Annotated in this window: 20 protein-coding genes and 1 pseudogene; 16 read left to right on the plus strand and 5 right to left on the minus strand. The window is 71.6% G+C overall.

Annotated elements, in window-relative coordinates:
* The first annotated feature begins 127 nt into the window (after window positions 1-127).
* Together QRN89_RS01125 and QRN89_RS01130 are read left to right on the plus strand one after the other, a co-directional pair.
* Window positions 128-1,510, plus strand: coding sequence for a Ni/Fe hydrogenase subunit alpha (locus QRN89_RS01125; RefSeq protein ID WP_290347446.1), 1,383 nt, complete (start codon window positions 128-130; stop codon window positions 1,508-1,510).
* Between the two features lie 307 nt (window positions 1,511-1,817).
* A pseudogene (locus tag QRN89_RS01130) lies at window positions 1,818-4,515 on the plus strand (bifunctional acetate--CoA ligase family protein/GNAT family N-acetyltransferase).
* A gap of 411 nt (window positions 4,516-4,926) precedes the next feature.
* Here QRN89_RS01130 and QRN89_RS01135 read toward each other — a convergent pair.
* Entirely contained in the window at window positions 4,927-5,787 is an 861-nt protein-coding gene (locus QRN89_RS01135; protein ID WP_290347447.1) for a universal stress protein, read from the minus strand.
* A 242-nt stretch (window positions 5,788-6,029) separates the two neighbouring features.
* On the opposite strand from QRN89_RS01135, the gene QRN89_RS01140 reads away from it, so the two are divergent.
* From QRN89_RS01140 to QRN89_RS01165, 6 genes are all read left to right on the plus strand, one after another.
* Complete coding sequence (locus QRN89_RS01140; protein WP_290347448.1) at window positions 6,030-6,452, plus strand: Hsp20/alpha crystallin family protein; 423 nt, start codon at window positions 6,030-6,032, stop codon at window positions 6,450-6,452.
* A 177-nt stretch (window positions 6,453-6,629) separates the two neighbouring features.
* Complete coding sequence (locus QRN89_RS01145) at window positions 6,630-7,346, plus strand: CBS domain-containing protein (RefSeq protein WP_290347449.1); 717 nt, start codon at window positions 6,630-6,632, stop codon at window positions 7,344-7,346.
* An 85-nt stretch (window positions 7,347-7,431) separates the two neighbouring features.
* The gene (locus QRN89_RS01150; protein WP_290347450.1) at window positions 7,432-8,898 is read left to right on the plus strand and encodes an ATP-binding protein; all 1,467 of its coding nucleotides are present in this window, start codon (window positions 7,432-7,434) and stop codon (window positions 8,896-8,898) included.
* Between the two features lie 264 nt (window positions 8,899-9,162).
* Window positions 9,163-9,882, plus strand: coding sequence for a CBS domain-containing protein (locus tag QRN89_RS01155; protein ID WP_290347451.1), 720 nt, complete (start codon window positions 9,163-9,165; stop codon window positions 9,880-9,882).
* A gap of 211 nt (window positions 9,883-10,093) precedes the next feature.
* On the plus strand, window positions 10,094-10,693 hold the full coding sequence (locus QRN89_RS01160; protein WP_290347452.1) for an OsmC family protein: 600 nt from the start codon (window positions 10,094-10,096) through the stop codon (window positions 10,691-10,693).
* Between the two features lie 185 nt (window positions 10,694-10,878).
* Window positions 10,879-11,532 (plus strand): CBS domain-containing protein, encoded by a 654-nt coding sequence (locus QRN89_RS01165; RefSeq protein ID WP_290347453.1) that lies wholly within the window; start codon window positions 10,879-10,881, stop codon window positions 11,530-11,532.
* A gap of 103 nt (window positions 11,533-11,635) precedes the next feature.
* Here QRN89_RS01165 and QRN89_RS01170 read toward each other — a convergent pair whose 3' ends face one another.
* Window positions 11,636-13,123, minus strand: a complete 1,488-nt coding sequence (locus QRN89_RS01170; protein WP_290353532.1) for a bifunctional aminoglycoside phosphotransferase/ATP-binding protein — start codon at window positions 13,121-13,123, stop codon at window positions 11,636-11,638.
* A 330-nt stretch (window positions 13,124-13,453) separates the two neighbouring features.
* On the opposite strand from QRN89_RS01170, the gene QRN89_RS01175 reads away from it, so the two are divergent.
* The 5 genes from QRN89_RS01175 to QRN89_RS01195 all read left to right on the plus strand — a co-directional run bounded on the left by QRN89_RS01175 (window position 13,454) and on the right by QRN89_RS01195 (window position 18,452).
* The gene (locus QRN89_RS01175) at window positions 13,454-13,696 is read left to right on the plus strand and encodes a DUF6411 family protein (RefSeq protein ID WP_290347454.1); all 243 of its coding nucleotides are present in this window, start codon (window positions 13,454-13,456) and stop codon (window positions 13,694-13,696) included.
* 463 nt (window positions 13,697-14,159) lie between these two features.
* A complete protein-coding gene (locus QRN89_RS01180; RefSeq protein ID WP_290347455.1) occupies window positions 14,160-15,065 on the plus strand; it encodes a universal stress protein in 906 nt (301 codons plus the stop codon).
* A 167-nt stretch (window positions 15,066-15,232) separates the two neighbouring features.
* On the plus strand, window positions 15,233-16,669 hold the full coding sequence (locus tag QRN89_RS01185) for an MBL fold metallo-hydrolase RNA specificity domain-containing protein (protein ID WP_290347456.1): 1,437 nt from the start codon (window positions 15,233-15,235) through the stop codon (window positions 16,667-16,669).
* A gap of 156 nt (window positions 16,670-16,825) precedes the next feature.
* On the plus strand, window positions 16,826-17,362 hold the full coding sequence (locus QRN89_RS01190) for a DinB family protein (protein ID WP_290347457.1): 537 nt from the start codon (window positions 16,826-16,828) through the stop codon (window positions 17,360-17,362).
* 334 nt (window positions 17,363-17,696) lie between these two features.
* Window positions 17,697-18,452, plus strand: a complete 756-nt coding sequence (locus QRN89_RS01195; protein WP_290347458.1) for a hypothetical protein — start codon at window positions 17,697-17,699, stop codon at window positions 18,450-18,452.
* Between the two features lie 169 nt (window positions 18,453-18,621).
* On the opposite strand, the gene QRN89_RS01200 is transcribed toward QRN89_RS01195, so the two are convergent.
* The 3 genes from QRN89_RS01200 to QRN89_RS01210 form a co-directional block, all read right to left on the minus strand.
* Entirely contained in the window at window positions 18,622-19,749 is a 1,128-nt protein-coding gene (locus QRN89_RS01200) for a site-2 protease family protein (protein WP_290347459.1), read from the minus strand.
* Between the two features lie 67 nt (window positions 19,750-19,816).
* Window positions 19,817-20,275 (minus strand): CBS domain-containing protein, encoded by a 459-nt coding sequence (locus QRN89_RS01205; RefSeq protein WP_290347460.1) that lies wholly within the window; start codon window positions 20,273-20,275, stop codon window positions 19,817-19,819.
* Window positions 20,276-20,350: 75 nt separating this feature from the next.
* Window positions 20,351-20,557: a hypothetical protein gene (locus QRN89_RS01210; RefSeq protein ID WP_290347461.1), complete on the minus strand. Its 207-nt coding sequence runs from the start codon at window positions 20,555-20,557 to the stop codon at window positions 20,351-20,353.
* A 462-nt stretch (window positions 20,558-21,019) separates the two neighbouring features.
* Here QRN89_RS01210 and acsA point away from each other — a divergent pair, with 462 nt between their 5' ends.
* The 3 genes from acsA to QRN89_RS01225 are packed head-to-tail and all read left to right on the plus strand — an operon-like array spanning window position 21,020 to window position 24,880.
* On the plus strand, window positions 21,020-22,810 hold the full coding sequence (gene acsA / locus QRN89_RS01215; RefSeq protein WP_290347462.1) for an acetate--CoA ligase: 1,791 nt from the start codon (window positions 21,020-21,022) through the stop codon (window positions 22,808-22,810).
* Entirely contained in the window at window positions 22,807-23,880 is a 1,074-nt protein-coding gene (pdhA, locus tag QRN89_RS01220) for a pyruvate dehydrogenase (acetyl-transferring) E1 component subunit alpha (RefSeq protein ID WP_290347463.1), read from the plus strand. Before acsA ends, pdhA begins: the two co-directional genes overlap by 4 nt.
* Window position 23,881: 1 nt before the next feature.
* Complete coding sequence (locus tag QRN89_RS01225) at window positions 23,882-24,880, plus strand: alpha-ketoacid dehydrogenase subunit beta (RefSeq protein ID WP_290347464.1); 999 nt, start codon at window positions 23,882-23,884, stop codon at window positions 24,878-24,880.
* Window position 24,881 lies beyond the last annotated feature (1 nt).

Below are 24,881 nucleotides of genomic sequence, written 5' to 3' on the forward strand. Positions count from 1 at the left end.
TGAAGATCAAAACTGCGGGTCAGAGCACTGCGATCCGCCCTGGCGGCGCATCACGGCTCCCTGCCCCAATCCGCAGGAGACCGACTCCTCCCCCGCCTGAAGGCGGGGGTCCCCTCGGAGGTATTCGATGAGCGAGTCACAGGCCCGGTCCCAGGTGCTGCGCGTTCCCGCCCTCTCCCGAGTCGAGGGCGAGACCGCACTGCATCTGCGCATCCACGACGGCATCGTCACTCAGGCCCGGCTCGGCATCTACGAAGCTCCGCGGTTCTTCGAGGCCTTCCTCCGAGGAAGGGCCCACACCGAGCCGCCCGACCTCACCTCCCGCATCTGCGGCATCTGCCCGGTCGCCTACCAGCTGAGTGCCTGCCGGGCCGTCGAGGACGCGTGCGGCATCGTGGTCGACGGACAGATCGCCGCCCTGCGCCGCCTGCTGTACTGCGGCGAGTGGATCGAGAGCCAGACGCTGCACATCCACCTGCTGCACGCCCCGGACTTCCTCGGCCACGAGGACGTGATCAGCATGTCCCGCTCCCACCTGGCACACGTCGAGCGCGGACTGCGTCTCAAGCAGGCCGGCAACGCCGTCGTCGAACTGCTCGGGGGACGCGCGATCCACCCCGTCAACGTCCGGCTCGGCGGTTTCCACCGCGCCCCGACCCGTACCGAACTCCGTCCCCTCACCGAGCGGCTGCGTACCGCCCTCGACGACGCCTGGGACACCCTGCGCTGGGTCGCGGGCTTCGACTTCCCCGACGCCGAGTGCGACGCCGACCTGCTCGCCCTCAGCGAGCCGGGCACCTACGCGATCGAGTCCGGAACCCCGGCCGTCCTCCCGTACGACCGCACGCTCCCACCACGCGGCTTCCCGCTCCGATCCTTCTCCGAGCACGTCATCGAGGAGCAGGTCCCCCACTCCACGGCCCTCCACTCCCGGCTGGACGGCCGAAGGCACCTCACCGGCTCCCTCGCCCGTTACGCCGTCAACGGCCACCTGCTCTCTCCGACGGCCCTCGAAGCCGCACGCGAGGCCGGGCTGGGCACTCCCCCGCTGGCCTCGCGACCCGAGGGCGCCGGGCCGGGAGAGGTCTGCAGAAACCCGTACAGGAGCATCCTCGTCCGTGCTGTGGAGGTTCTCTACGCAGTGGAGGAGGCCCTCCGGATCATCGCGGCGTACGAGCGTCCGGCCCGGCCCTACGTGGAGGTGCCCGCCCGGGCGGGCGTCGGCCACGGTGCGACGGAGGCACCGCGCGGCCTGCTCTACCACCGCTACGGCTTCGACGGCGAGGGACGCATCACCGACGCCTGCATCGTGCCGCCGACCGCTCAGAACCAGGGCGCCATCGAGGAGGACCTGCGCAGAATCGTCCAGGCCGGGCTCGACCGCGGCGAGGAGTCCGAGGCCGAGCTCACCCGGCTGTGCGAGCTCGCCATCCGCAATCACGACCCGTGCATCTCGTGCTCGGCCCACTTTCTGGACCTGGACATCGAGCGGACGCGGGGACCTGCCTGAGTCCGTCCCGTGGAGTGCCGCCGTGGCCTCGGCAGGCCACCCCGTCCACCGCATCACCCGAACCGTCCACCCGTCCGAGCGCAGCTCGTGCAGCCGCCGGCGGTGGTGGCGGCCGCGCGGCAGCCGGGACGGGCCGTTGGGCGCTCTTCGCGAGACGACGGGATCGGCGCCCTCCGTCACGGGGAGAGGCGAAGGGGGAGTGCCAGGGCCGTTCGGCCCCGTCGCTGCCCCGAGCAGCCCTCGGCCCGTCCGCTCCCGCGTCGGATTCTGGGTGAGAGGCTCCGTTCGAAGGCTGCGGGAGTGGGACATGTCCGATGCCGATCCGGACCGGACCGCCCGGACAGGGGACGCCGTGCACGTGCTGCTCTCGGACGGCGCCACCGTCCGCGTGCGGCCCGTCGAACCGGATGACCAGGATGCCGTGCGCTGCCTGTACGAGGACATGTCGCCGGAGAATCTTCGCCTGCGCTTCTTCACCCTCGGCCGCGACTCCGCCCGGAAGGCCGCCGAGCGCTTGTGCGCCCATGTGCGACCCGGAACCCGTGCCCTGCTCGCCGAGTCGGGTTCCCAGGTCGTGGGACTCGCCCAGTACGAACGGCTCGACGGCGACCACGCGGACGTGGCCCTCGCTGTCGCGGACCGGTGGCACCACCGGGGCGTGGGAACGCTGCTCCTCGAACACCTGGTGTCCCTGGCGCGAGCCGACGGCATCACCGCCTTCGACGCGGACGCCCTGTCCGAGAACCACGACGTCCTCAAGGTGTTCGCCGACCTCGGCCTGCCTGTCAGGAGGCACTTCGACGGACCGGAAGTGCACTGCGTCGTCGGGCTCGCCGTGGACGAGTCGTATCTCTCCGCAGTCGAGAGACGGGCGCGAACAGCCGACGTGGCCAGTCTGGAGCCGCTGCTTCGCCCGCGATCCGTCGCGGTGATCGGGCCGGGGCGCCACCCCGGGTCAGTGGGCCGGGCGGTACTGCGCAATATCCGCACCCGCTACGGAGGGCGGCTGTACGCCGTGCATCCCGAGGCCTCCGTGATCCTCCCTGCCGACCTACCACTCGGTCACCGCGCTTCCCCAGCCACCCGACCTCGCCGTCGTCGCCGTGCCCGCCAGGGCTGTACCCACCGTGGCCGAGGAGTGCGGCGCCTGCGGGGTGCGGGCCTTGCTGGTCCTCTCCGCAGGCCTCGACGCCGGGCAGGGACGGGAACTGCTGGCTGCGTGCCGCCGACACGGCATGCGGCTCGTGGGACCCAATTGCCTGGGACTGACCAACACCGAGGAGTCCGTACGGCTCGACGCGACGTTCGCCGCCGCCCCGCCCCGCTCCGGATCCGCCGGGGTCGCCGTCCAGTCGGGCGGGGTCGGAATCGCCCTGCTGGCCGGACTCTCCCGGCTGGGCATCGGAGTGTCGAGCTTCGTGTCGCTGGGCGACAAGTACGACGTCAGCGGCAACGACATGCTGCAGTGGTGGGAGGGCGACGGCAGAACCGATCTCGCCCTGCTGCACCTGGAGTCGTTCGGCAACCCGCGTCTGTTCTCGCGCACCGCCCGCCGCGTCACCCGCCGCATTCCCGTGCTCACCGTCGATGCGGGCCGAACGGACGCCGGCCGGCGGGCCGCGGCCTCGCACACCGCGGCGGCCGCGTCCTCCACCATGATGCGGCAGGCGCTCTTCCTGCAGGCAGGCGTCACGGCGACCCGCAGCATCGCCGAGCTGCTCGATACCGCCGCACTGCTCCACGCGCAACCGCTCCCCACTGGACGCCGGGTGGTGGTCGTCTCCAACGCCGGCGGCACCGGGGTGCTCACCGCGGACGCCTGTGTCGAGGCCGGGCTGCTGGTGGACGCGCTGCCGCAAGGACTGGTGGAGCGGCTGCGCGCCGTGCTGCCGGAGGGAGCGTCGGCAGGCAATCCGGTGGACACCGGTGCGGCGGTGCCGGAGGCCGAGCTGCGTGACTGCCTCGACCTTCTCGTCGCACACGAGGAGGTGGACGCCGTGGTGGTGTGCCTCGTGCCCACCGCCGTGGGCACGGCGACGGGCGAGGACCTGACACGGGCCGTGACCGATGCCTCGGAACACGCGTCATGCCCGCTGGCGGTGGTGCTGCCGGACCAGGAGGCATCCGTGCGCCTGCTCCCGGCGGGCAGCCGTGCACTTCCCGCGTACGCCGATCCTCAGGCCTCCGCGCGGGCACTGGGACACGCCGCGACACGCGCGGAATGGCTCGCCCGGCCCGCCGGAACCGTACCCGCACTCGACCGGACCGACACCCGCGGGGCGACGGCGGTCGTCGAGGCGTTCCTCGCCCGTCACCCCGCAGGCGGCTGGCTGTCCCCCCGGGACTGCGCGGCGCTCCTCGACTGCTACGCAGTTCCACAGCTGCCCTGGGTCTGGGCCGAGAACGAGCGGGACGCGGCGACCGGAGCCGCTGCGCTGAGCGGGCCGGACGGCGCCGTGGCCGTCAAGGCCCATTGGCCCGGCCTGGTGCACAAGAGCGAGGAGCACGCGGTGCGGCTCGGCCTGCATGGTGAAGAGCACATACGGTCGGCCTACCGGGACTTCGTCGCACGCTTCGGGGACAAGCTCGACGGCGTGCTGATCCAGCCCATGGCCGAGCGCGGTGCCGAACTCTTCGCGGGAGTCACACAGGACGAGGTATTCGGGCCCGTGGTGCTGTTCGGTCTGGGCGGCACGGCGACGGAGGTCCTGGGGGACCACGCCGCCCGGCTCGCCCCCTTGACGGTCGAGGACGTCCGTGAGCTGACGGAGGCGCCTCGTTGCGCACCACTGCTTCACGGCTACCGCGGCGCCGAACCCGTGGACCTGGAGGCGATCGAGCAGCTGCTCCTGCGGCTCTCCCGCATGTCCGCGGACCTGCCACAGCTGGCCGAAGCCGACTTCAACCCGGTACTGGCGGGACCCACTGGCGCGGTGGTGGCCGACGCCCGCGTACGGTTGGCCCCTCGCACACCCCATGACCCATACCTGCGCCGACTGCGCTGAGGATGGCCGGAAGTCAGGCGAGAGGCGGGACGGGTGGACGGGGCAGCCGGAGAGACGGGCTGCTCGGTGCGTCGGCTGCGGCACCGGTCAGACCGCGACGGCGGGAGGGGCCCATCCGCTTCTCGCGGATCCTGATTGCGCGGTGCGCGATGGTGTGTCGGCCACGTCCACCGCTCCCCCGCGTCCCTCACGGCCCCTCCCGTCATCCACAGGAAAGCAGTCCTCCCGGGGTGGGAACCAGGACCGACCGGGCCGGCCCGGCGGTCCGATCGGCCCATTCGAGCCTGCCGATCGGCGCCCCACCGAGTCGTGGCCCTGCCACACGCACGCGGCACACCGTTGTGGTCCCGACACCGGGCGGGGTCGCCGACGCCCCGGCGTCGTGCCCTTCCCCTCGCACGCGGCGAATCGCTAGGCGGGAACGGTCACCACCGGGCAGAGGGCCCGGTGCAGCAGGCCGTGAGGGACGGAGCCCAGTCGCATCCCGGCGAAGCCCTCCCGTCCCCGGCGGCCGACGACGAGGGCCAGCGCGTGCTCGGCGGCGCCGGCCAGTACGTCGACCGGGTGGCCGGTCAGCACCTCACGGCGCAGGGAGACGTCGGCCCACGCACCGGACCGCCTCTCGGTCGCCGCGTACAGGTGGCGTTCGCATGCCTCCCTCGCGGCTTCCTCGTCGCAGAAGCCGAATCGTGGCCGCTGCCATGCCCACACCGCGCGCACCGAGGCCCCGGACCGCACTGCGGCCCCGCAGGCGTAGTCCACCGCGGCGTCGGCCGACTCGCTGTCGTCCACCCCCACGACGACGAACGGCGGGTCCTCCACCGTGCGGTCGGCTTCCGGCACCACCACCACCGGACAGGCGGCATGGGCGCTCACCGGAACGACCGTCGAGGCCACGCTGAGCACCTCGGCCAGGCGGCCCAGACGTCGGGACCCCAGAACGACCGTGTGAGCGTGCGCGGACTTCCGTACCAGGACCGGAGCCGGGTTGCCCGGCACGACGGACATCGTGACATCGAGGTGCGGATGGCGTTCCCGTGCTCGCCCCGCCGCTTTGTCGAGCGCTTCCTCACCGAGCGCGCGCATGGCCTTGTGATGTGCCGTCTCCTCGGCACCCCGGACGTGATGGGTCACGGGCAGCAGTGCGTGCACGAGATGGAGACGCACTCCGCAGCGCGCGGCTTCGTCGGCGGCCCAGTCCAGGGCTGCGTCGGCGGGCTGTGCCGCGTCGACGCCGTACATGATCGGGAGTACTCCGCTGTCGGACGTCATGGCTCCTCCAGCCGCTTGCGAACGAGTACGTCCCCCGCAGGACGATGTCCGCACCTGCACGTTACGCAAGGGTGAGGGCCGGTTGCGAGGACCGACCGGCCCCCTCCGAAGCTCTGTTGGTCCCGAACGAGCGGTCCGCCGGGACCATCGGGCCCCGCTACGGGCTGTTCGGCCCCTGCGGGGGAGGCGGGGGCGGCGGTTGACTGGTCGTGTCGCAACCGCAAGACCGAGGAGGCCGGATCATGGCTGTACTCGCACGCAAGCAGAGGTTCCCGTTCCCCGATCTGCCGGACTGGTTCGAGGACTTCCCCGCCCGGTTCAGCATGCCGGCCATGGCCGATCTGCACAGCATGAGGATCGAGGAGTACACGGAGGACGGCAGGCACGTCATCCGCGCGGAGCTCCCGGGCGTCGAGGTGAAGGATCTGGACGTGACCGTGGAGGACGGCATCCTCACCATCAAGGCGGAACGCACTGAGCGCGAAGTGGACAAACACCGCAGTGAGATCAGGTACGGATCGATCACCCGAGCTCTCGCCCTGCCGAAGAGTGCCGACGAGGGCGACGTCCGCGCCGAGTACACGGACGGCATGCTCACGGTGAGCGTGGGTTTGGGCGAGGAGAAGCCGGAACCCAAGCACATCGAGATCAAGCACGCCACGTGAGCCACAGGAACGGGCGGTGCCGTCCGGGCGGGCCGTGGAATCTCGTACCATCCGGCGACCCGCACCGGGGCCCGGTTCCCAGGTGTGTCAGCGCCCTGGCTCCGGGCCCTGGCAGGACCCCTCACGGCCTCTGCGCATCCCGAATCACAGCCCCGTGACAGGCCACCAGGAGGGGCGATGACGAAGCACAGCAAGGTCGGAGGCCTGATGACGGGTGAGGTCGTCTCCGTCGTGCCGTCAACGCCGTTCAAGGAAGTCGCCAAGCGGCTCGCGGAGCACGACATCAGTGGCCTGCCGGTTCTCGACGAGGACGACCGGGTGGTGGGCGTGGTCTCCGAGACCGACCTTCTGGTGCGCCAGGCCCTGGCCGCGAACACGGTACGGGGACCACGGCAGCCCGGAGCGGGAATCGGCGCAGTGAGCCGCGACGAACGCGACGCGATCACAGCAGGCCGGATGATGTCGGCTCCGGCGGTCACCGTCCATGCGGACGAGACCGTCGCCGCGGCCGCACGCACCATGCTGCGGCGCTGCGTCGACCGGCTGCCGGTCGTCGACGACGAGAACCGGCTCGTCGGCATCGTCACCCGGCGAGACCTCCTCCGCGTCTTCCTCCGCCCGGATCCGGAGATCCGCCTGCGGGTGATCGAGGAAGTGGTGGTGGACACGATGGGCCTGGCGCCGGATGCGGTAGCCGTCCATGTCGTCGACGGACGGGTCACCCTGGAGGGTGCGTTGGAGACCCCGGCCCAGATCCTCGTCATGAAGAAGCTCACGGAGCAGATGGACGGGGTGGTCGCCGTGACCGACCGCCTCACCGCCCGGGGCGACGGGTCCCCCGCCGCGGGGGGCGTCGCCGAACGGTCCGGGTCGTCAGGGCCCAGAGGCACCTAGCGCTGTCGGTTCCGCCGGGCGCGGGCAGGAGCACGGCTGCCCGGTCGCCCACACAGGGAAGACGGGCCAGTACTGGAGGGCTCCGGTGGCATGCGACGCAGCCGGTATCGAACGGCCGGAGGCCGTGTTCGACCGAGAGGCCGAGTGGAAGGCGCTGACGGCCTTCGTGACCGACCAGCGGCCCGGGCCCGCTCTCGGCCTGGTCACGGGTCGGCGCAGGCAGGGGAAGACGTATCTGCTGGAGGCGCTGGCGAGAGCGACCGGGGCCTTCCTCTTCAGGGCACACGAAGGCACGGAACGGGAGAGCCTCCAGCGTCTTGCCGAGGCGTTCGCCGGCCACACCGGGTCACCGCGCGTGCCGGCATGGCGCAATTGGGACGACGCCGTCGACGCGCTGCTCGGGTCCGGCGGCAAGAACCCTGCTCCCGTCGTCATCGACCAGTTTCCGGATCTCGTCAGGCAGAGCCCCGCCCTCCCCTCCGTCGTCCACCGAGCCTTCACACGGGCCGGGCACACCCTGCGCACCCGGCTCCTGCTCGGCGGCGACTCGTCTCTGGTGGCGAACAGGCTGTTCACCGACCACTCGGCACTGCGCGAACTGGCCGGGATGTCGATCACCGTCGAGCCCTTCGACTTCCGGCAGGCGGCGGCCTTCTGGGACATCGACGATCCGCGCCTGGCCACGCTCCTGCACACGGTGGTCGGCGGCACCCCTGCTCACCGCAGCCTTGCGTCCGGCGAGGGTCCCACCGGATTCGAGGACTTCGACGCCTGGATGTGCAGGACCGTCCTCAGCCCGAGGACCCCCCTCCACTGGGAGGCCACCCGGCTCCTGAACGAGGAGGCGGATCAGCAGGACCGCCCCTTGTGCCATTCGATTCTGACGGCGGTGGTCCTCGGCCACGCCACCACCTGGGCCGTCACACGGCACGTGAGCCGACCCCTGACGGACGTCTCGCACGCCCTGCGGCTCCTCGAGCACTGCGGACTTCTCCGAGGCGAACCGGACGCGTTCCTCACCTCGGCACTCCGGTACCGCATCGCCGAGCCGCTGCTGGCCTTCGACCACGCGGTGGTCGCCCCTCATCGTTCGACCCTGGAGGAGGAGGCCACCGACGGTGCCTGGGAGAGGCTCTCGTCCGACTTCCACGGCACCGCCGTGCCTGCTGCCTTCGCGCAGCTCTGCCGCGACTGGGCGCTTCGCTTCGCGGACCCCGACACGTTCGGGGCGCCTGTCGCCACCGCTGCCCACGGCACCCTGCCACGCGGGGAGAGCGGTCCGGAGCGCGAGGCCGAGGTGGTCGTTCGCGGCGGGGGAGGCCACCGGCCCCTGCTGTCCGTGGGTCAGACCCGATGGAACGAGATCATGGACATCCATCATCTGGACCGCCTGCGCCATGTGCTCGCCGTCCTCGCCGTGCGGGGCGAGGACATCAGCCGGACGAAACCCGCCTGCTACGGCGGCGCGGGCTTCAGCCCCCGGCTCCGCGCGGCCGAGGACCGGGGAGAGGTGGTGCTCGTCGACCTCGATCGGCTCTATCACGGTGGGTGATTCACCAGGACCCCCGTCCCTCGGCTCGGGGGCGGTCGGGGGCTGTGCGAGTCCGAAGGGTGCGGAGGTCCGAGACCGTCGCACGCGGCCGGAGGCCCAGTGGGACACGCCGCTCTCCGCTCGCCGGAGGCGTCGCTTGGGGCCATCAGCCCCATGACGGGACCGTTCGGCTCTGATGCCGTGACGGGATCCGGAAGGAGAGTCGGGAGGGAGGGCAGTCCGCCGAGGCGGCGTGAACGGCTCCAGGGCGGAAGGAGTGAGGACATGCAGCACCGCAGGATCTCGGAGGTGATGACACGGCGTGTCGTCACGGTGAACCACGACTCGTCCTTCAAGGAGATCGTGAGACTCTTCGACGACAACGACATCACGGCCGCACCGGTGGTGGACGACGACGGCCGGCCTCTGGGCGTCGTCTCCGAGGGAGACCTGCTGCGCAAGGCGTCGAGCCTGCCGGACCCGGACGGACGTTGGACCCGGCTGCGACTTCTGCCCATGGACGAGGCGCGGGCGGAGGCCGAGACCGCCGGGGCCATGATGACCTCCCCCGCCGTCACCGCCAGGCCGGACTGGAACATCGTCGAGACGGCACGGACCATGGACCGCCACAAGGTGAAGCGACTGCCGGTCGTCGACGAGAGCGGCAGGATCGTGGGCCTCGTGAGCCGACGTGACCTGCTGCGCCCCTTCCTGCGCCGCGACGAGGCCATCGCCGAGGAAATCAGGACGGAGGTGCTCGACCGCACCCTCGGAGTCGCGCCCGACAGCGTTCGGGTGTCCGTCCACCAAGGGGTGGTCACCCTCACCGGCCGGGTTGCCGAACGCGCCGACATCCCGGTCGTCGAACGGCTCTGCCGCTCGGTGGACGGGGTGGTCGCCGTGCACCACACGCTGGAGTACGAGTACGACAACCTGGCCCTGGACGTCGAGCCCCCGAGCGAGCACCCGGCGACGGCGGCCGGCACACGCGAACGCCCGGCATGAGGGGAGGCGCGTCTGCGCGTGGTGGGCCGTGGAGGACCGGCTACGGGCCCGTACCGCTCCTCGGGGAGCGAACCCGCTTTCCGCACGCACGCTGAAGGACGGTGTCGTCGTGGAGGAAGACCGCCGCACAACGCACTCGCACCACCTGCACACCCATTGCGGCCGCGCGATCCGCGTAGCGAGATTCGCGCCGCACGAACTGCCCCCGGGGATGGGACGCGTGGTCCTGGACACCCTCCGTGCACCGTACGACGACCGCGAGGTATGGGCGTCCCTGACTCCGGAGGAAGCCAGGCGGCTCGCCGGACTCCTCCTCTCGGAGGCGGAGGCGGTCGAGAGCCGCACGCGCACCTCCGAACCGCATGTCGCCGTCGTGCCGCTGAGCGGTGACGCCTTCCAAGCGACGGTGCGAGGTCACGCACTGAGGGTCGATCAGCCGCTCGATGACGGCGGCCAGGACACGGGTCCTACACCCGTCGAGATCTTCGTGGCGTCGCTGGCCACGTGCGTCGCCCACTACGCCGGGCGCTTCCTCGACCGGCACGGCCTCGATCGCGGAGCACTGCGCGTCACCGCCGTTCACACGATGGCCGCCGACCGCCCTGCGCGCGTCGCCGCACTGACCGTCGACGTCGAAGTGCCCGAACTGCCGCCGGCCCGCGCCAGGGCCCTGGAGGCGGTGGCTTCCCGCTGCACCGTCAAGAACACGCTCGAGCACCCTCCTGCGATCACGGTCCGACTCAACGGTGACGGCCGCGCTCCGCGGCCGGTGCCCAGTTCCGCGGCCGGCGGCGACCGGCCTCGCCGGTGACGCACGGCGGGGCACGCATCGGCGTCACGTGCGGACCGGGCCCGTTCGGACCGTCAGTGGGACCGGTTGGGCCCTGTGCCGGGGACCTCGCGCATACGAGATTGGAGGGAGACCAGCGCGACGAGGGGCGTCGGACCCGGGCCGACCAGTACCGCCCGAAGGCGCTCGGAAAGGGCTGACGAACGATGAGGCACCGGCACGTTGCCGACCTGATGACTCCTGATGCCGTCACCGTCCCTCCCGGCACCACTTTCAAGGAGATCGCCCGGTTGCTCGACGAGTTCGGCATCAGCGCCGTACCCGTGGTCGATGTCGACGGGCGACCGCTGGGCGTGGTGTCCGAAGCGGATCTGGTGCGCCGTCAGGCGTCCGGTGGGGGCGCTCCCACGGCCGAGGGACTCATGACGAGTCCCGCCGTCGTCGCGCGTCCGGAGTGGAGCGTGGTCAAGGCCGCCAGAGTGATGGACAGACACCGGATCAAGCGGCTTCCGGTGACCGACGACGCCGGCCGCGTGATCGGAGTGCTCAGCCGCAGCGATCTGATCCAGCTGTTCCTCCGAAGGGACAGGGCGATCCAGGAGGAGATCCTCGAGGACGTCCTCACCCGTACGCTCCGTCTGTCGCCGTCAGCGCTCTCCGTCGAGGTCACGGACGGCCGGGTGACTCTCAGCGGCACGGTTCCGCGCAGGAGTCTGGTTCCCGTGACCGTGAGACTCTGCGAGAGCGTCGACGGTGTCGTGGACGTCACCGGCCGGCTGACCTTCACCTGGGACGACACCGTGGACACCTCGAACCAGCCGACCGCCGCGGCCGGCGAGGCGCCCCACGGAGCGCGGTGACCGCCGGATCGGCGACGATCGCGCTGCGAGGACGCCGAAGGAACATCGGGGTCCCGCGGTGTTCCTCTGCCGTGCACCACGGGCGTCCACCGCACGACCCGCCTCAGCCGGGCGTCATGTAGGGGCGCCGGAACGGCGGCCGCTGTCCGGCTCCCTCGGGGTGGATCGCCGCCAGCGCCTGTCCGACCGCCGTGGCGAGAACTCCGCCCGTGTCCACCTGCACCGCCTCGGGCCACGGATCGGCCGCCCTTGCCATCGCCTGCGCGACGGCGGCGTCGGCGTCGGACGGGCCCGGGCGCCGCACGGTCAGCCTGCGGTCGGCGACCGCCTGCGGCACGGAGCAGACGAGCGGGACCAGGTCGGCGCTGCACAGGCGCGCCGCGTCAGCCGCCCTGTCGCGCAACTCGCGGGACGTCCAGGTGGCGTCGACGACGACCGATTCACCGGCGGAAAGCAGTGCCGTGGCTCGTGCGACCAGTTCGCCGTATGTCCGCCGGGTCCACGACGGGGAGTAGATGCCTCCGCCGTACTCCGCTCCGGCCGGCGCCTCCGGCGGCTTCCCGGACAGCTCCTTCCGGACCCGGTCACTGCTGAGCAGAGTGAAGCCCAGCCGGTCCGCGAGCTCGGCGGCCAGGGTGGACTTGCCGGAGCCGGGAAGCCCGCCGACCAGAATCATGCGCACTGCTGAGGTGCGCAGGTGGCCCACGGTGATCCCGGCCAGTCGTGCGGCCTCCGCACGGGCCTCGGGCGCTCCTTGGCGGGCGCGGAGGACGGACACCTTCTCCCTGACGAAGGCCCGGTAGGCGACGTAGTGATGCCAGAGCGAGGTGGGGGCCGGGTCGCCGGCGTACTCGCTGTAGCAGGAGAGGAAGTATGCCGCCGTGTCCGGCGCGCCGAGACGTTCCAGGTCCATGGCGAGGAATGCCGCGTCGTCGAGACCGTCGACGTGGCGAAGTGTGTCGTCGAACTCGAGACAGTCCAGCAGCCGCGGCCCGTCGTCCAGACAGAAGATGTCCTCGGCCAGCAGATCCCCGTGCCCGTCCACCACTCGGCTCTGTCGGATGCGGCGGTCGAACAGGTCCTCACGCCCTGCGAGGTAGCGCCGCACCCGCTCCTCGGTCTCCTCGAGGCTGGGCATGGGAGCGACGCCTTCTCCCAGTTCGCGCACCTGCGCGATGCCGGCCTCCCACCGCGAGAGAAGAGCGTCCCTGGTGCCGTCCCGTGAGATGTCCGCGCTGCGGGACGAGCGGGCGTGGCAGGTCGCCAGCAGCCGCGCCACCTGACGCACGTGCTCCGTGACGGGGGCGCCGACGGCCACGAGGTGTGAGAGCCGACGGGAGCCGGGCATCCGACGCATCACGACGACCGGCTCCGGCTGGAGGCCCCCCGGCCCTCGGAACTCACCCACTCCCTCGTACACATCAGGGGAGAAGCGCCGGTTCAGCTCGACCTCCCGGATGCACGCCCGCTGACGGGCGGATGCGCTGCTGAAGTCGAGGAACCCCATGTCGACGGGCTTCTTCGCCTTGTACGCCCGGTCTCCGACGAACACCACGACCGCCGTGTGCGTCTCGGCGACGGCCGGATGCAGGTCCGCGGCGGCTGCGAGTGGTGTCTCGGCACCTCGCGCCGCGACGGTTCCCGTGTGCGGAAGTGTCACGTCCAACCCCGTCCTTCGCCCCGAGTGGTGGGCACTTCCAGCATCATCGCCGCACGGCCGCCGGCCCATGGGCTTCCCGGGCCCTCCGCAGGACCGTGTGGCCCTTCCCGCCCGTCGTCACCCCCCGCGAGCGGCAGGTCGAGCCGCAGACCGTGTGCTACCGCTGCCTCAGCCTCGCCCCCGGGCACGCGCCGGGGCGAGGACGGCATGCTCCGGCCGCTCCGGGGAAGCCGGAGGGGACCCCGACCTGAGGAGTGCATCATGATGGCTGCCGGAATCATCGCCCTGTGCGCGGTGCTGCTTGTCCTGGCCTTCGTTCTGCCGCGTCTGTCCAGGCACCCGCAGAACGGCGCTCAGCGTGTGCTGGGCACGGGTGCCCGCGCGGGCGGGAAGGCGCCGGGCTTCCTGGGACGCATCTTCAGCAGGTCGTTCCACAGCAGTTCCCGGGCTGTCGGACGGTCCGGATCGGCGGGGCGCCGGGCGAGGAACCGGCTGCCGTTCTGAGGTCCCACAGGTGATGGATCTGCTGTCGCGCGGGTGACGGAGTCGTCCAGGCCCTTCCTGGGCCGGGCCCGAGACCTGTTGCGCCCCTTCGGCGCACTCCGCCACGCTCGGATCGTCCGCCGGATCGCCCGCACCGACACGACCACGGTGCGGGCGCCGCATGTGACGATCCTTCGCGCCTGCCCGACCGTCTGTGCGCCCGTCCCCGCGGACTGCGGAAGCACCGGGGTGGCGAGGCTCTCGAGTCGGTTCCCGGAACGCCGACGCCGCCTCTGCGAGGGCCATGAGGGCCGGCACCGGCACGGGGCCGGGGACCCGAAGTGCCGCACCCGGGGCGGCCGGTCCGGACCGTGCGCCGGGGAAGGACCGGCCGGCCCGACGATGGGGCCGTGTGGCCCCTGATCACGCCGGGGCCGGGGCGCCACGCTGGGTATGGCAGAGCTCACCACCGGAGGTGGAGACCATGTCCCGAACCGTCACCGTCGGCCTCGACGACTCACCCGAGAGCCGGGAGGCAGCGGAGTGGGCGGCACGCGAGGCACTACTGCGCGGACTTCCCCTGAAGGTCATGTACGTCCAGGAGCACGTGTCGCGGTACGTCGCCCGCACTCCGCTGCTGGACCTCGACAGCCACCAGCGCTGGGCCGAGCGGATGACGCAGGAGTCGGCGGACGCCATACGGCTTCGCCATCCGGGCGTCGAGGTGGTCACCGAGCACCCCACGGGGACCGCGGCTGACGTCCTGAGTGAGGCGGCGGGCTTCGCCGAGCTGCTGGTGCTGGGCTCGCGCGGACTCGGCAGGCTCACGGGGTTCATGGTCGGCTCGGTGAGTCTGGGGGTCGTCGCCCGCGCCGAGCGACCGGTCGTACTGGTACGGACCGCAGAGCGGGCCGACGACGAGCACACGCCGGATGCGGCGGGCGTGCCCTCGGCAGCGACGCCGTTCCGGCCCGTCGTCCTCGGCCTGGACATCGACCGCCCGGACGACACGCTGCTGGACTTCGCCTTCGACGCCGCCGCCCGCAGAAAGGCCCCCCTGCGGGCCGTCCACGCCTGGCCCGAACCGCCGCCTTCCTTCTACGGCCTCTCGGGGGGCGCGGAACTCCATGAAAGGCTCGAGCGCGAACAGGCCTCGCTCCTGAACGAGGTGCTGCATCGCTGGCGGCAGAAGTTCCCGGACGTCGAGGTGATCGAGGCGAGCCGTTGCGGCAACGCCGCGCAGGTCCTCGTCAACGAGGCCCGTGACGCCTCCCTCGTGGTCGTCGGCCGACGCATCCGCTCCGGAGCGCTGGGTCCTCACATCGGCCACGTCACCCACTCCGCCCTGCACCACATCGCCGCTCCCGTGGCGGTCGTCGCCCACGCCTGAGGCGCCCGGCAGCGAACCGGGCGCGGCACGGGCCCGGCCCCCGATCGCCGGCCGGCCCCGTCCCGCCGGGCGGGCGGTCCGTGCCGGGGCCCGTCCCGCAGGCGCCGGAGGAGGCCCCGCGGGGCGAGGTGGAAGACGTCCGTCAGCGCGAGGAGGCGGCACCCTTGATGGACCCCATGGCGGCCGGTACCGGCGCGTACCGCTTCCGGCCACCCCGGCCGGCACTCCTGAGCTTCCTCGGCGGCGTGGGCACCGTCACGGGGAGCAAGTTCCTCGTCGAGAGCGACCACGCCCGCATCCTGGTCGACTGCGGACTCTTCCAGGGGCTCGCGGACCTGCGCCGCCGCAACTGGCGTCCGCTGCCGTGCGACGCCGCGGACATCCACGCCGTGGTCGTGACCCACGCCCATCTCGACCACTGCGGCTATCTGCCCCGCCTCGTCCGCAACGGCTTCCGCGGCCCGATACTGACCAGTCCGTACACGGCCCGGCTTGCGGAGATCGTGCTGCGTGACAGCGCGCGCCTCCAGATGGAGCAGGCCCGGCACGCCAATGAGCGGGCCTGGTCCAAGCACCGGCCCGCCAGACCGCTGTACGACGATCACGACGTCGAAACCACGCTGACGTACTTCGACCCGGTGCCACCCGACAAGGAGATCGAGATCGTGGCAGGGATCCGACTGACGCTTCGCGGCGCCGGCCACATCCTCGGATCGACCTGGGCACACCTCACGCTGGAGGACGGGCACAGCCTGGCCGTCAGCGGAGACCTCGGCCGCCCCGGGCACCCGCTGCTCCGCCCGGCCGAGCCCTTCTCCGGCGCGGACGTGCTCCTCGTGGAATCGACGTACGGCAACCGCCGGCACGACGACGAAGCGGGACGCGCCCGCCTCTCCGACGTACTGACCCGTGTGCTCGGCCGCGGCGGCACGGTGGTCGTCCCCGCCTTCGCCGTCGACCGCACCGAGGTCGTCCTGCACGAGCTCGCCGGACTGCGCCGCGCGGGTGTCCTGCCCGTGTCGGTGCCGGTGTACGTGGACAGCCCCATGGCCCTCGCCGCCCTGGACGTGTACCTGGAGGCCGTCCGGGCACGGGCGCCGGAGCTGCGTCCCGACGTCGCCACGCACGGCGCGGCCGACCTCGGCCCGGAGCCGTTCGTGGTCGCACGCACCGTCCAGGAGTCCATCGAGATCAACCGCGCCCCGGGCCCGTCCGTCATCGTCTCCTCGGCCGGCATGGCGACCGGCGGCCGTGTACTGCACCATCTGCGGCGTGTGCTGCCCGATCCGCGCAACGCTGTGGTGATCGTGGGTTTCGCTGCCGAGGGAACCCGGGCCCGGGACCTGGTCGACGGGGCACGCACCCTCAAGATGTTCGGCGAGTACGTGCCCGTGCGCGCCGAGATCGCCGACGTCCCGCACTTCTCGGCGCACCCCGACGCCGGACAGCTCCTGGACTGGCTGCGGAGTGCACCCGCCCCTCACACGACCTACCTGGTGCACGGCGAGCCCGACGCCGCCGCGACCCTGCGCGAGCGCATCGACCGGGAGCTGGGCTGGACCGCGGTCGTGCCCCGGTCGGGGGAAGCCGTCCTCGTACGCTGAGGCCCTGCTGTGTCCCTTGGGCCCGCCCTCAACCGGCTTCGCACGCTGACGCCGTACAGGGTGTCTGGTCGGGGCATCATCACCTTCCCGGCGGAACTTGGGCATCGACCGAGAGCAGCAGCCATGGCGCACGCGCATCCGATGGATCGGCAAGCGGTGTACGACGACCTCGAGCGGGTCCGGCGGACCTTCCATCATCTCCTCGACACCGCCTCCGAGTCCGACCTGGCCCGACCCACCAGCGGAACCCGGTGGAACAACGAGCAGTTGCTGTGGCACATGCTCTTCGGCTACATGGTCACCGTGCGGCTGCTGTTCCTGGCGCGCTTGTTCGGGCGGCTTCCCGCGGTCGTGGGGAGGTGGTTCGCCCGGCTGCTGGATGCGTCGACGGTGCCGTTCGACCTCATCAACCATCTCGGTCCGTGCGGGGCCGTCAAGGTCTACGGGCGGCGCCGGATGGGCGCCGCGTTCGACGACCTCGTCGACACACTGCACCGCAAGCTCGTGGCGGAGCCCGAGGATGCCCTTGCCTGCGGGATGCACTACCCCACGCGCTGGGATCCGTTCTTCAAGGACTTCATGACGCTCGCCGACATCTACCGCTACCCGACGCAGCATTTCGACTTCCACCACGCCCAACTCACCTTGGACGGTGGCGCCGCCGGCGCTGAGGGCGCCGGTTCCCCGGGCTGAACGCCTGCGACTGCGCGAGACGGCGAGGCGTTGTGCCAGGCCGGGTGAGCGGGACCAGGAGGGCGTCGTGCGGCCTTCGCCCGAGTACGACGACGTGGTGCCGGGCGCGGCCGGCCGGCCACCGTCGTCTTCGCAGCCGTCGTCGCGGACGAGTTCGACTTCCCGGCCTTCCTGTGCAGCCCCACGCAGGCGACCAGGTCCGGGCCGATCGGTGCACCCGCCGGGCCCGGACGGCCCTGGGCGGGTCGTGCACCCCGGAGGGAGGCTGAAACGGACGGACCCGCAGGCGCCCGCTCCAGCGGCCGCAGCAGGAACGGCCGGAAGGGTGATGATCATGCCCAGCACGAGCAGCCGGGCCGCCGCCGCGCTGGCGGCCCTCGCGCTGGCCGGCACGCTGGCCGCCGGATGCGCGGAAGTCGGCAACACCTCCCGGGGCGCCTCTCCTCGCCCGGCCGCCGTGCCAAGTCCCTCCGGCAGCGATTGCTGGAGGGCGGGCACATCGGGCGACGACTGGGACGACTGGGACTCGTGGGGGCCCGGCATGGGGCCGGGAATGATGGGCCGCGATGACTGCTCGTGGGGGCCGGGCATGATGGGCGGGCACTACTGGCAGCGGGGCGACGGCACCCCGGTGACCACCCTGGACCAGGCCCGGCAGCGGGCCGATGCCTTCGCCGACAGGCTCGACCTGCGGGTCGGTGAGGTCATGCAGTTCTCGAAGAACTTCTACGCCGAGCTGGAGACCCCCGGCGGTGAACTGGCCACCGAGATCCTCGTCGACCCGACCGACGGTGACACCGGGATCGAGTACGGCCCGGCGATGATGTGGAACACCGGCTACGGCATGCACGTCGGTGGTCAGACCCGGACCCGCGTCTCCCCCGACCAGGCCCGGGACCGCGCCCTGAAGTGGCTGCGCGACCGGGGCAGCGACCTGGTTGCCGGCGAGGCCGAGGCGTTCCCCGGCTACTACACCCTGCACACGCTGCGCAACGGGAAGATCGACGGCATGCTCTCGGTCAACGCCTCCACCGGCGCGGTGTGGGACCACACCTGGCACGGGACCTACGTCGCCACCAGCGAGCACTGACAGTCGCCGAGGAGGACACCGGGCCCCTGACCAGGTCCTGCCGCACCCGCACCCCAGCACCCCACCCGCGATCCGTCGTTCAGCTCGGCGGGCGACCTCCGAGAACGAGGCCGACACAGGTGCGCAGCGCCACGTGTCACTTCGTCGTGGCCGTACGGGAACAGGGCCCTCACGCGCGGCCGCTTCGCCCGGGGCCGGGGTTCATCAGCCACGTCACGGTGCGGCTGATGTCCGACGCGGAGAGGATGCCGACGAGCCGGCTGCCGTCGAGGACCAGCACTCGATGGGCGCCGCCCGGCTGGATGCGGGGCAGCAGCTCCGCCAGCCCCTCGTCCGGAAGCGCCACGGTGACCTCGGCCAGCGGCAGCATCACGTCGCCCACGGTCACGACCGCCTGCCGTTCACGCCGTACCGCCCGCGCGGCCTCCAGGGTCACGAGGCCGACGGGGGCGCCGTCGTCCCCGGTCACCGGGAACGCGGAGTGCCGGAACCGGTACAGCGGGTCGGACAGGAATCCTTCGACGGTGAGGCCGGCCCGGACCGAGACCGGATCAGCAGTCATGGCATCACGGACCGGGACGCCGGTGAGCGTGGCGCGCAGCTCCGCCTGCCTGCTCTCCAAGGTGGCCGCCGCGATGAGGAACCAGCCCAGCACGGCAAGCCAGAGCCCGCCGAAGGAACCCGTCCTCATCAGCAGGAGCAGTCCCCACAGTGCAAGGAACCATCCGAAGAGCCGGCCTGCGGTCGCCGCCCCCTTCGTCGCCCGCAGCCGGTCCCCCGTCCGCCACCAGAGGAAAGCCCGCAGGAGCCTTCCGCCGTCGAGCGGTGCCGCAGGAACGGCGTTGAACACGGCGAGCAGCAGATTGATTCCGGCCAGCCAGGTCATGCCCTCCACCACGAGACCTGGCGCGGAGGCCCGGGCGGCCAGCCATGCCCCGGCCGCGAAGACGCCGCCGAGCGCCAGACTGAGGAGCGGGCCGATACCGGCGATGCGCACCTCTGCGGCGGGGCTGGAGGCCTCCGTCTTGAGCCGGGCAGCTCCACCCAGCAGCCAGAGGACGATGTCCTCGACTTCGACGCCGTTACGGCGGGCCACGACGGCGTGGGCGATCTCGTGGGCGAGCAGGGAGGCGAAGAAGACGACCGCCGCGGACAGGCCGGTCAGCCAGTACAGGACGGCGGGGTGGCCGGGGTGCGTCTCCGGCAGGCGCCCCTGGGCGAGGCCCAGCGCGATGACGGCGAAGACGAGGAGCACGCTCCAGTGCACTCCGACCCTGACGCCGGCGATACGTCCCATGGGAAACGTCGCTCGCACCTCGTACTCCCGACTCGACCGTTGTCGGCGCAGACCGGTGGAAGGGGTGTCAACCGTCGAGCAGCGGAGCCTTGTCCGTCCCGTGGAAGACCTGGGGCACCTTCCGGGCGGCGTCCACCACGACTGCCAGATCCGAGAGCTCCTGAGTGAGCTGCCAGAACAGGTCGTCGAAGGAGACGATGCCGATGAGGCGTCCCTCCGCCACCACCGGGAGGTGACGCACCCGGGCCGATCGCATGATGAGGATGGCGACCGCCACGGCGGTGTCCGCCTCCACGGTCACGGGGTCGGTCGACATGACCCTTTTGACCGGAGACCCCGTCGACAGGCCCCGGGCCATCGCCCGGACCACCAGATCTCGTTCGGTGACGACGCCGATCACCCGGTCGCCGTCGACCACCGGGAGCGCTCCGACGCCTGCATCGGCCATGTGGCGTGCGGCGCTCTCGAGCGGTTCGGCTTCGGACACACAGACCGGCGGCGTGTTCATCATGTACTGGATCTGCATCTGGCAGCCCCTTCGATGCCGAGTCGGCGATCACCGCATGACCGGACCGGCTCGTCGGTGACGCGGGGTGTGGTGCTACAGCCCTTGCGAGAGCAACAGCTCATGGGCCATGCGGGCGCCGCGGGCCGCTTGCTCGTCCTGCTTCACGTCCTGGGACGGAATCGGCTCGAGGCCTTCGGCGAGAGCCTTGATGGCACCGGCGAGCGTCTCCACCTGCGATTCCAGCCGGCGCAGACGCTGATCGGTGGTCTGTGGCGTGTGTCCGCCGTTCCCTGTCGTCATCGTCTACCTCCATCAGCAGCGGAAGTGCGGGACTGGAGTGCCGGGCGACGGCCGGGGCGCGAGGCCTTTTCGCGCGTTCACCGCGGCGTACTCCAAGCGTCACTTTCGGGGACGCACTTGCCGAGGGCCGAACGTCCCTCCCTGGCGCCGAACGACCCATCGCCGCTCATGGCGAGGGATGCGCCCGGAGCGGTCCGGCCTGGGCTTGTCGGACCCACCGGACTGGACCGGTCGGCCCTGCTGCGCGGCGGGTGGGCGGAGGTGCCATGACGACGAGAGGCGCGGCGAAGTGGTGCAGCGCCGTGCCTCCGGAAGCACGGGAAGCGACGTCCGAGTCCACGGGCTGCCGTGTCCGCACGCCGTATGCGGTTCCGGACCCCGCCGGACAGGCAGACCGCGTCGCCGTGCGCCGCGGTTCCCGATCCGCGACGCTGGAGGCGGGGCAGTCGTCGGGAGGAGCGCATGCGCGGGAAGACGATCCACAAGGACGCGGTGCCCGGCGTCCCGCCCAACCTCGCCGACTACGAGAAGGCTCGCGCCGGCTTCACGTGGTCGCAGGCGCGCAGCGAACTGGCGGGCCTGCCCGGAGGCGGCCTGAACATGGCGCACGAGGCGGTCGACCGGCATGTCGCCCAGGGCCGCGGAGACAGGGTCGCGCTGTGCTGCATCGCCCGCGACAACGCCGTCTCGACGGTCACCTACGCCGAGCTGGCGGTTCGCACATCACGCTTCGCCGACCTTCTGCAATCACTCGGCATCGGCCGCGGCGACCGGGTGTTCACCCTGCTCGGACGCTGTCCCGAGCTGTACACGGCTGTGCTGGGCACGTTGAAGAACACCAGCGTGCTGTGTCCGCTCTTCTCCGCGTTCGGCCCTGACCCGGTCGAGCAGCGGCTGCGTCTGGGCGATGCCCGGGTCCTGGTGACAACCGCCACCCTGTACCGGCGCAAGGTGGCGCAGCTGCGTTCATCACTGCCCGGGCTGAAGCATGTACTCATCGTGGGGTCCGGAGCGGAGGAACTACCCGGAACGGTCTCCTTCGACGGCCTGATGTCCGCCGCGGCCGCCACGTTCGCGATCCCGCCGACGTCGCCGGAGGACATGGCCCTGCTGCACTTCACGAGTGGCACCACCGGCACCCCCAAAGGTGCCGTCCACGTGCACGAGGCGGTGGTGGCCCACTACGCCACCGCCGCGTTCGCACTCGACCTGCACCCAGGAGACGTGTACTGGTGCACCGCCGACCCCGGCTGGGTCACCGGCATGTCGTACGGAATCATCGCTCCGCTCGTCCACGGCGTGACCGTCGTCGTCGACGAGGGGGATTACGACGCCAGCCGGTGGTACCGGATTCTCGCCGAACAGCGGGTCACCGTCTGGTACACCGCCCCGACGGCGCTGCGTATGCTCATGCGCGCCACCCCCCGCCAGGGACCGTACGACCTGCCACGCTCGTACGATCTCTCTCATCTGCGGTTCATCGCCTCGGTCGGCGAACCGCTCAACCCCGAGGCCGTGCTGTGGGGCCGGGACGTGCTGGGTCTTCCGGTCCACGACAACTGGTGGCAGACCGAGACCGGCTGCATCATGATCGCCAACTTCGCGGCGTGCGACATCCGTCCCGGCTCGATGGGGCGCCCGCTGCCCGGGGTCGAGGCAGCCGTGCTGGAGCAGGGCGAGGACGGCCGGGCGTTGATCGCCGACGGGCGGGCCAGGGAGGTCGACAGCCCCGGTGCGGTGGGTGAGTTGGCGTTGCGGCCCGGTTGGCCTTCGATGTTCCGCGGCTATCTGCACGACGAGGAGCGCTACCGGGCCGCGTTCGCGGGCGGCTGGTACCTGACCGGTGATCTGGCCAGGCGGGATGCGGACGGCTGGTACTGGTTCGTCGGACGGGCCGACGACGTCATCAAGTCGGCGGGACATCTGATCGGCCCGTTCGAAGTGGAGAGCGCGCTGATGGAGCACGTGTCGGTCGCGGAGGCGGGAGTGATCGGCCGACCGGACCCCGTCGCCGGGAGCATCGTCAAGGCGTTCGTGTCGCTGCGCCCCGGCATCGAGCCGTCCCTCGATCTGGAACGGGAACTGCTGGCCTTCTCCCGGCGCAAGCTGGGTCCCGCTGTCGCGCCGAGGGAGATCGCGTTCGACCAGAACCTGCCGAAGACCCGCAGCGGCAAGGTCATGCGCCGTGTGCTCCGTGCGCGTGAACTCGGCCTGCCGACCGGCGATCTGTCGACCTTGGAGGAATCCGCATGACCGTGGCCCGCGGCAGCCGCCCCCGGAAGACCTCATCCACGTCGAAGCCTGCGAGGAAGACCGCGACCGGCAGCCGGAACGCGGTGGGCGCCGACCAGTCGAACGCACGGCACAGGGCGGCACTGCTCGAGGCGATGCTGCGCATCCGGCGCTTCGAGGAGCGATGCGTCGAGTTGTACAGCGCCGCGAAGATCCGCGGCTTCGTCCACCTCTACATCGGCGAGGAGGCCGTCGCCGTCGGTGTCAGCGAGGCGCTGACACCCGAGGACGCGGTCGTCTCCACCTACCGTGAGCACGGCCACGCGCTCGCCCGCGGCATCCCCGCCGAAGCCGTCATGGCGGAGATGTACGGCAAGGCGACCGGCTGCAGCGGGGGCCGCGGCGGGTCCATGCACCTGTTCGACGCGAGCCGACGCTTCTACGGTGGCAACGCGATCGTGGCGGGCGGCATCCCCCTGGCCGCCGGCCTCGCCCTCGCCGATCACATGCGTGCCCGGCCTCATGTCACCTGCTGCTTCTTCGGCGACGGCGCTTTCGCCGAGGGCGAGTTCCACGAGACCGCGAACCTCGCCGCCCTCTGGGGCCTGCCGCTGCTTCTCGTCTGCGAGAACAACCGGTACGCCATGGGTACCGCCCTCGAGCGGCACGAGGCCCAGACCGACCTGGCCCTGCGGGCCGCCTCGTACGGCATGGTGGCATGGGCCGTGGACGGCATGGACGTGGAGGCCGTCGAGTCGGCCGCCCGCCGGGCGGCCGGTGCGGTCCGGGCGGGCGCCGGACCGCACTTCCTGGAGCTGCGCACGTACCGCTTCCGTGCCCACTCCATGTACGACCCCGACCGCTACCGGGACAAGGCGGAGGTCGAGCAGTGGAAGGCCCGCGACCCCATCACCCGGCTCGCCGACCGCATGCGCGAAGAGGGCCGGCTGGGCGAACGCGAGCTCGCGCGGCTCGAGAAGCAGGTCGCCGAAGAGGTCGACCGCGCTGTCGAAGCGGCGGAACAGGCGCCCGAGGAACCGGTCCGGGATCTGCTGCGCCATGTCACCAGCGCTTCGCCGGAGGGGGACTGACATGGCTGCCGGCGGAGGGCCCCGGGAAGCGACGACCACCTACCGGGAGGCATTGCGGGAGGCGCTGCGCGAGGCCCTGCGCTCCGACGACCGCGTCTTCCTGATGGGCGAGGACGTGGGCCGGTACGGCGGATGCTTCGGTGTCAGTCTCGGCCTGCTGGAGGAGTTCGGTCCGGAGCGGGTCCGCGACACCCCCCTCTCGGAGTCCGCGTTCGTGGGCGCGGGGATCGGCGCGGCGCTGGCGGGGCTGCGGCCGATCGTGGAGATCATGACCGTGAACTTCAGCCTGCTGGCCCTCGACCAGATCCTCAACAACGCGGCCACGCTGCTGCACATGTCGGGCGGCCAGCTGCCCGTACCGCTGGTGATCCGCATGACGACGGGGGCGGGACGGCAGCTGGCCGCGCAGCATTCGCACAGCCTGGAGGGCTGGTACGCGCACATCCCCGGCATTCGCGTCGTCGCTCCGGCCACCATCGACGACGCCCGCACCATGCTGGCCCCGGCACTGACCGACCCCGATCCGGTGCTGATCTTCGAGCACGGCAGCCTCTACAACGCCTCCGGTGAACTCGACGCGTCCGCCTCGCCCGTGGGCCTGGACCACGCCGCGGTCCGCAGGCCCGGCACCGACGTGTCCCTGATCGCGTACGGCGGTTCGCTGCCCAAGGCCCTGGAAGCGGCGGACGAGCTGGCCACCGACGGCATCAGTGCCGAGGTGCTCGATCTCCGCACGCTCCGGCCGCTCGACGACGCGGCGATCGCCTCCTCGGTGGCCCGCACGCACCGGGCGGTCGTCATCGACGAGGCATGGCGCAGCGGAAGTCTGGCCGCCGAGGTGTCCGCCCGTATCGCCGAGGACTCTTTCTACGAACTCGACGCCCCCGTGGAGCGCGTGTGCAGCGCCGAGGTCCCCATTCCGTACGCCAGGCGCCTGGAGGAGGCGGCCTTGCCCCAGACCGCCGACGTCGTCGCGGCGGCGCACCGGGCGGTGGGCTGAC

It is taken from the genome of Streptomyces sp. HUAS CB01, assembly GCF_030406905.1.
GTDB classification, from domain to species: domain Bacteria; phylum Actinomycetota; class Actinomycetes; order Streptomycetales; family Streptomycetaceae; genus Streptomyces; species Streptomyces chengbuensis.

Excerpts from the sequence above, each read along its gene's own strand:
- acsA (WP_290347462.1), top strand. The coding sequence starts at position 21,020 with ATGCGCGGGAAGACGATCCACAAGGACGCGGTGCCCGGCGTCCCGCCC.
- QRN89_RS01125 (WP_290347446.1), top strand. The coding sequence starts at position 128 with ATGAGCGAGTCACAGGCCCGGTCCCAGGTGCTGCGCGTTCCCGCCCTC.
- QRN89_RS01200 (WP_290347459.1), bottom strand. The coding sequence starts at position 19,749 with ATGGGACGTATCGCCGGCGTCAGGGTCGGAGTGCACTGGAGCGTGCTC.
- QRN89_RS01160 (WP_290347452.1), top strand. The coding sequence starts at position 10,094 with ATGGGACGCGTGGTCCTGGACACCCTCCGTGCACCGTACGACGACCGC.
- QRN89_RS01225 (WP_290347464.1), top strand. The coding sequence starts at position 23,882 with ATGGCTGCCGGCGGAGGGCCCCGGGAAGCGACGACCACCTACCGGGAG.
- QRN89_RS01185 (WP_290347456.1), top strand. The coding sequence starts at position 15,233 with ATGGACCCCATGGCGGCCGGTACCGGCGCGTACCGCTTCCGGCCACCC.
- QRN89_RS01135 (WP_290347447.1), bottom strand. The coding sequence starts at position 5,787 with ATGACGTCCGACAGCGGAGTACTCCCGATCATGTACGGCGTCGACGCG.
- QRN89_RS01210 (WP_290347461.1), bottom strand. The coding sequence starts at position 20,557 with ATGACGACAGGGAACGGCGGACACACGCCACAGACCACCGATCAGCGT.
- QRN89_RS01145 (WP_290347449.1), top strand. The coding sequence starts at position 6,630 with ATGACGAAGCACAGCAAGGTCGGAGGCCTGATGACGGGTGAGGTCGTC.
- QRN89_RS01140 (WP_290347448.1), top strand. The coding sequence starts at position 6,030 with ATGGCTGTACTCGCACGCAAGCAGAGGTTCCCGTTCCCCGATCTGCCG.
- QRN89_RS01205 (WP_290347460.1), bottom strand. The coding sequence starts at position 20,275 with ATGCAGATCCAGTACATGATGAACACGCCGCCGGTCTGTGTGTCCGAA.
- QRN89_RS01180 (WP_290347455.1), top strand. The coding sequence starts at position 14,160 with ATGTCCCGAACCGTCACCGTCGGCCTCGACGACTCACCCGAGAGCCGG.
- QRN89_RS01195 (WP_290347458.1), top strand. The coding sequence starts at position 17,697 with ATGCCCAGCACGAGCAGCCGGGCCGCCGCCGCGCTGGCGGCCCTCGCG.
- QRN89_RS01165 (WP_290347453.1), top strand. The coding sequence starts at position 10,879 with ATGAGGCACCGGCACGTTGCCGACCTGATGACTCCTGATGCCGTCACC.
- QRN89_RS01175 (WP_290347454.1), top strand. The coding sequence starts at position 13,454 with ATGATGGCTGCCGGAATCATCGCCCTGTGCGCGGTGCTGCTTGTCCTG.
- QRN89_RS01155 (WP_290347451.1), top strand. The coding sequence starts at position 9,163 with ATGCAGCACCGCAGGATCTCGGAGGTGATGACACGGCGTGTCGTCACG.
- pdhA (WP_290347463.1), top strand. The coding sequence starts at position 22,807 with ATGACCGTGGCCCGCGGCAGCCGCCCCCGGAAGACCTCATCCACGTCG.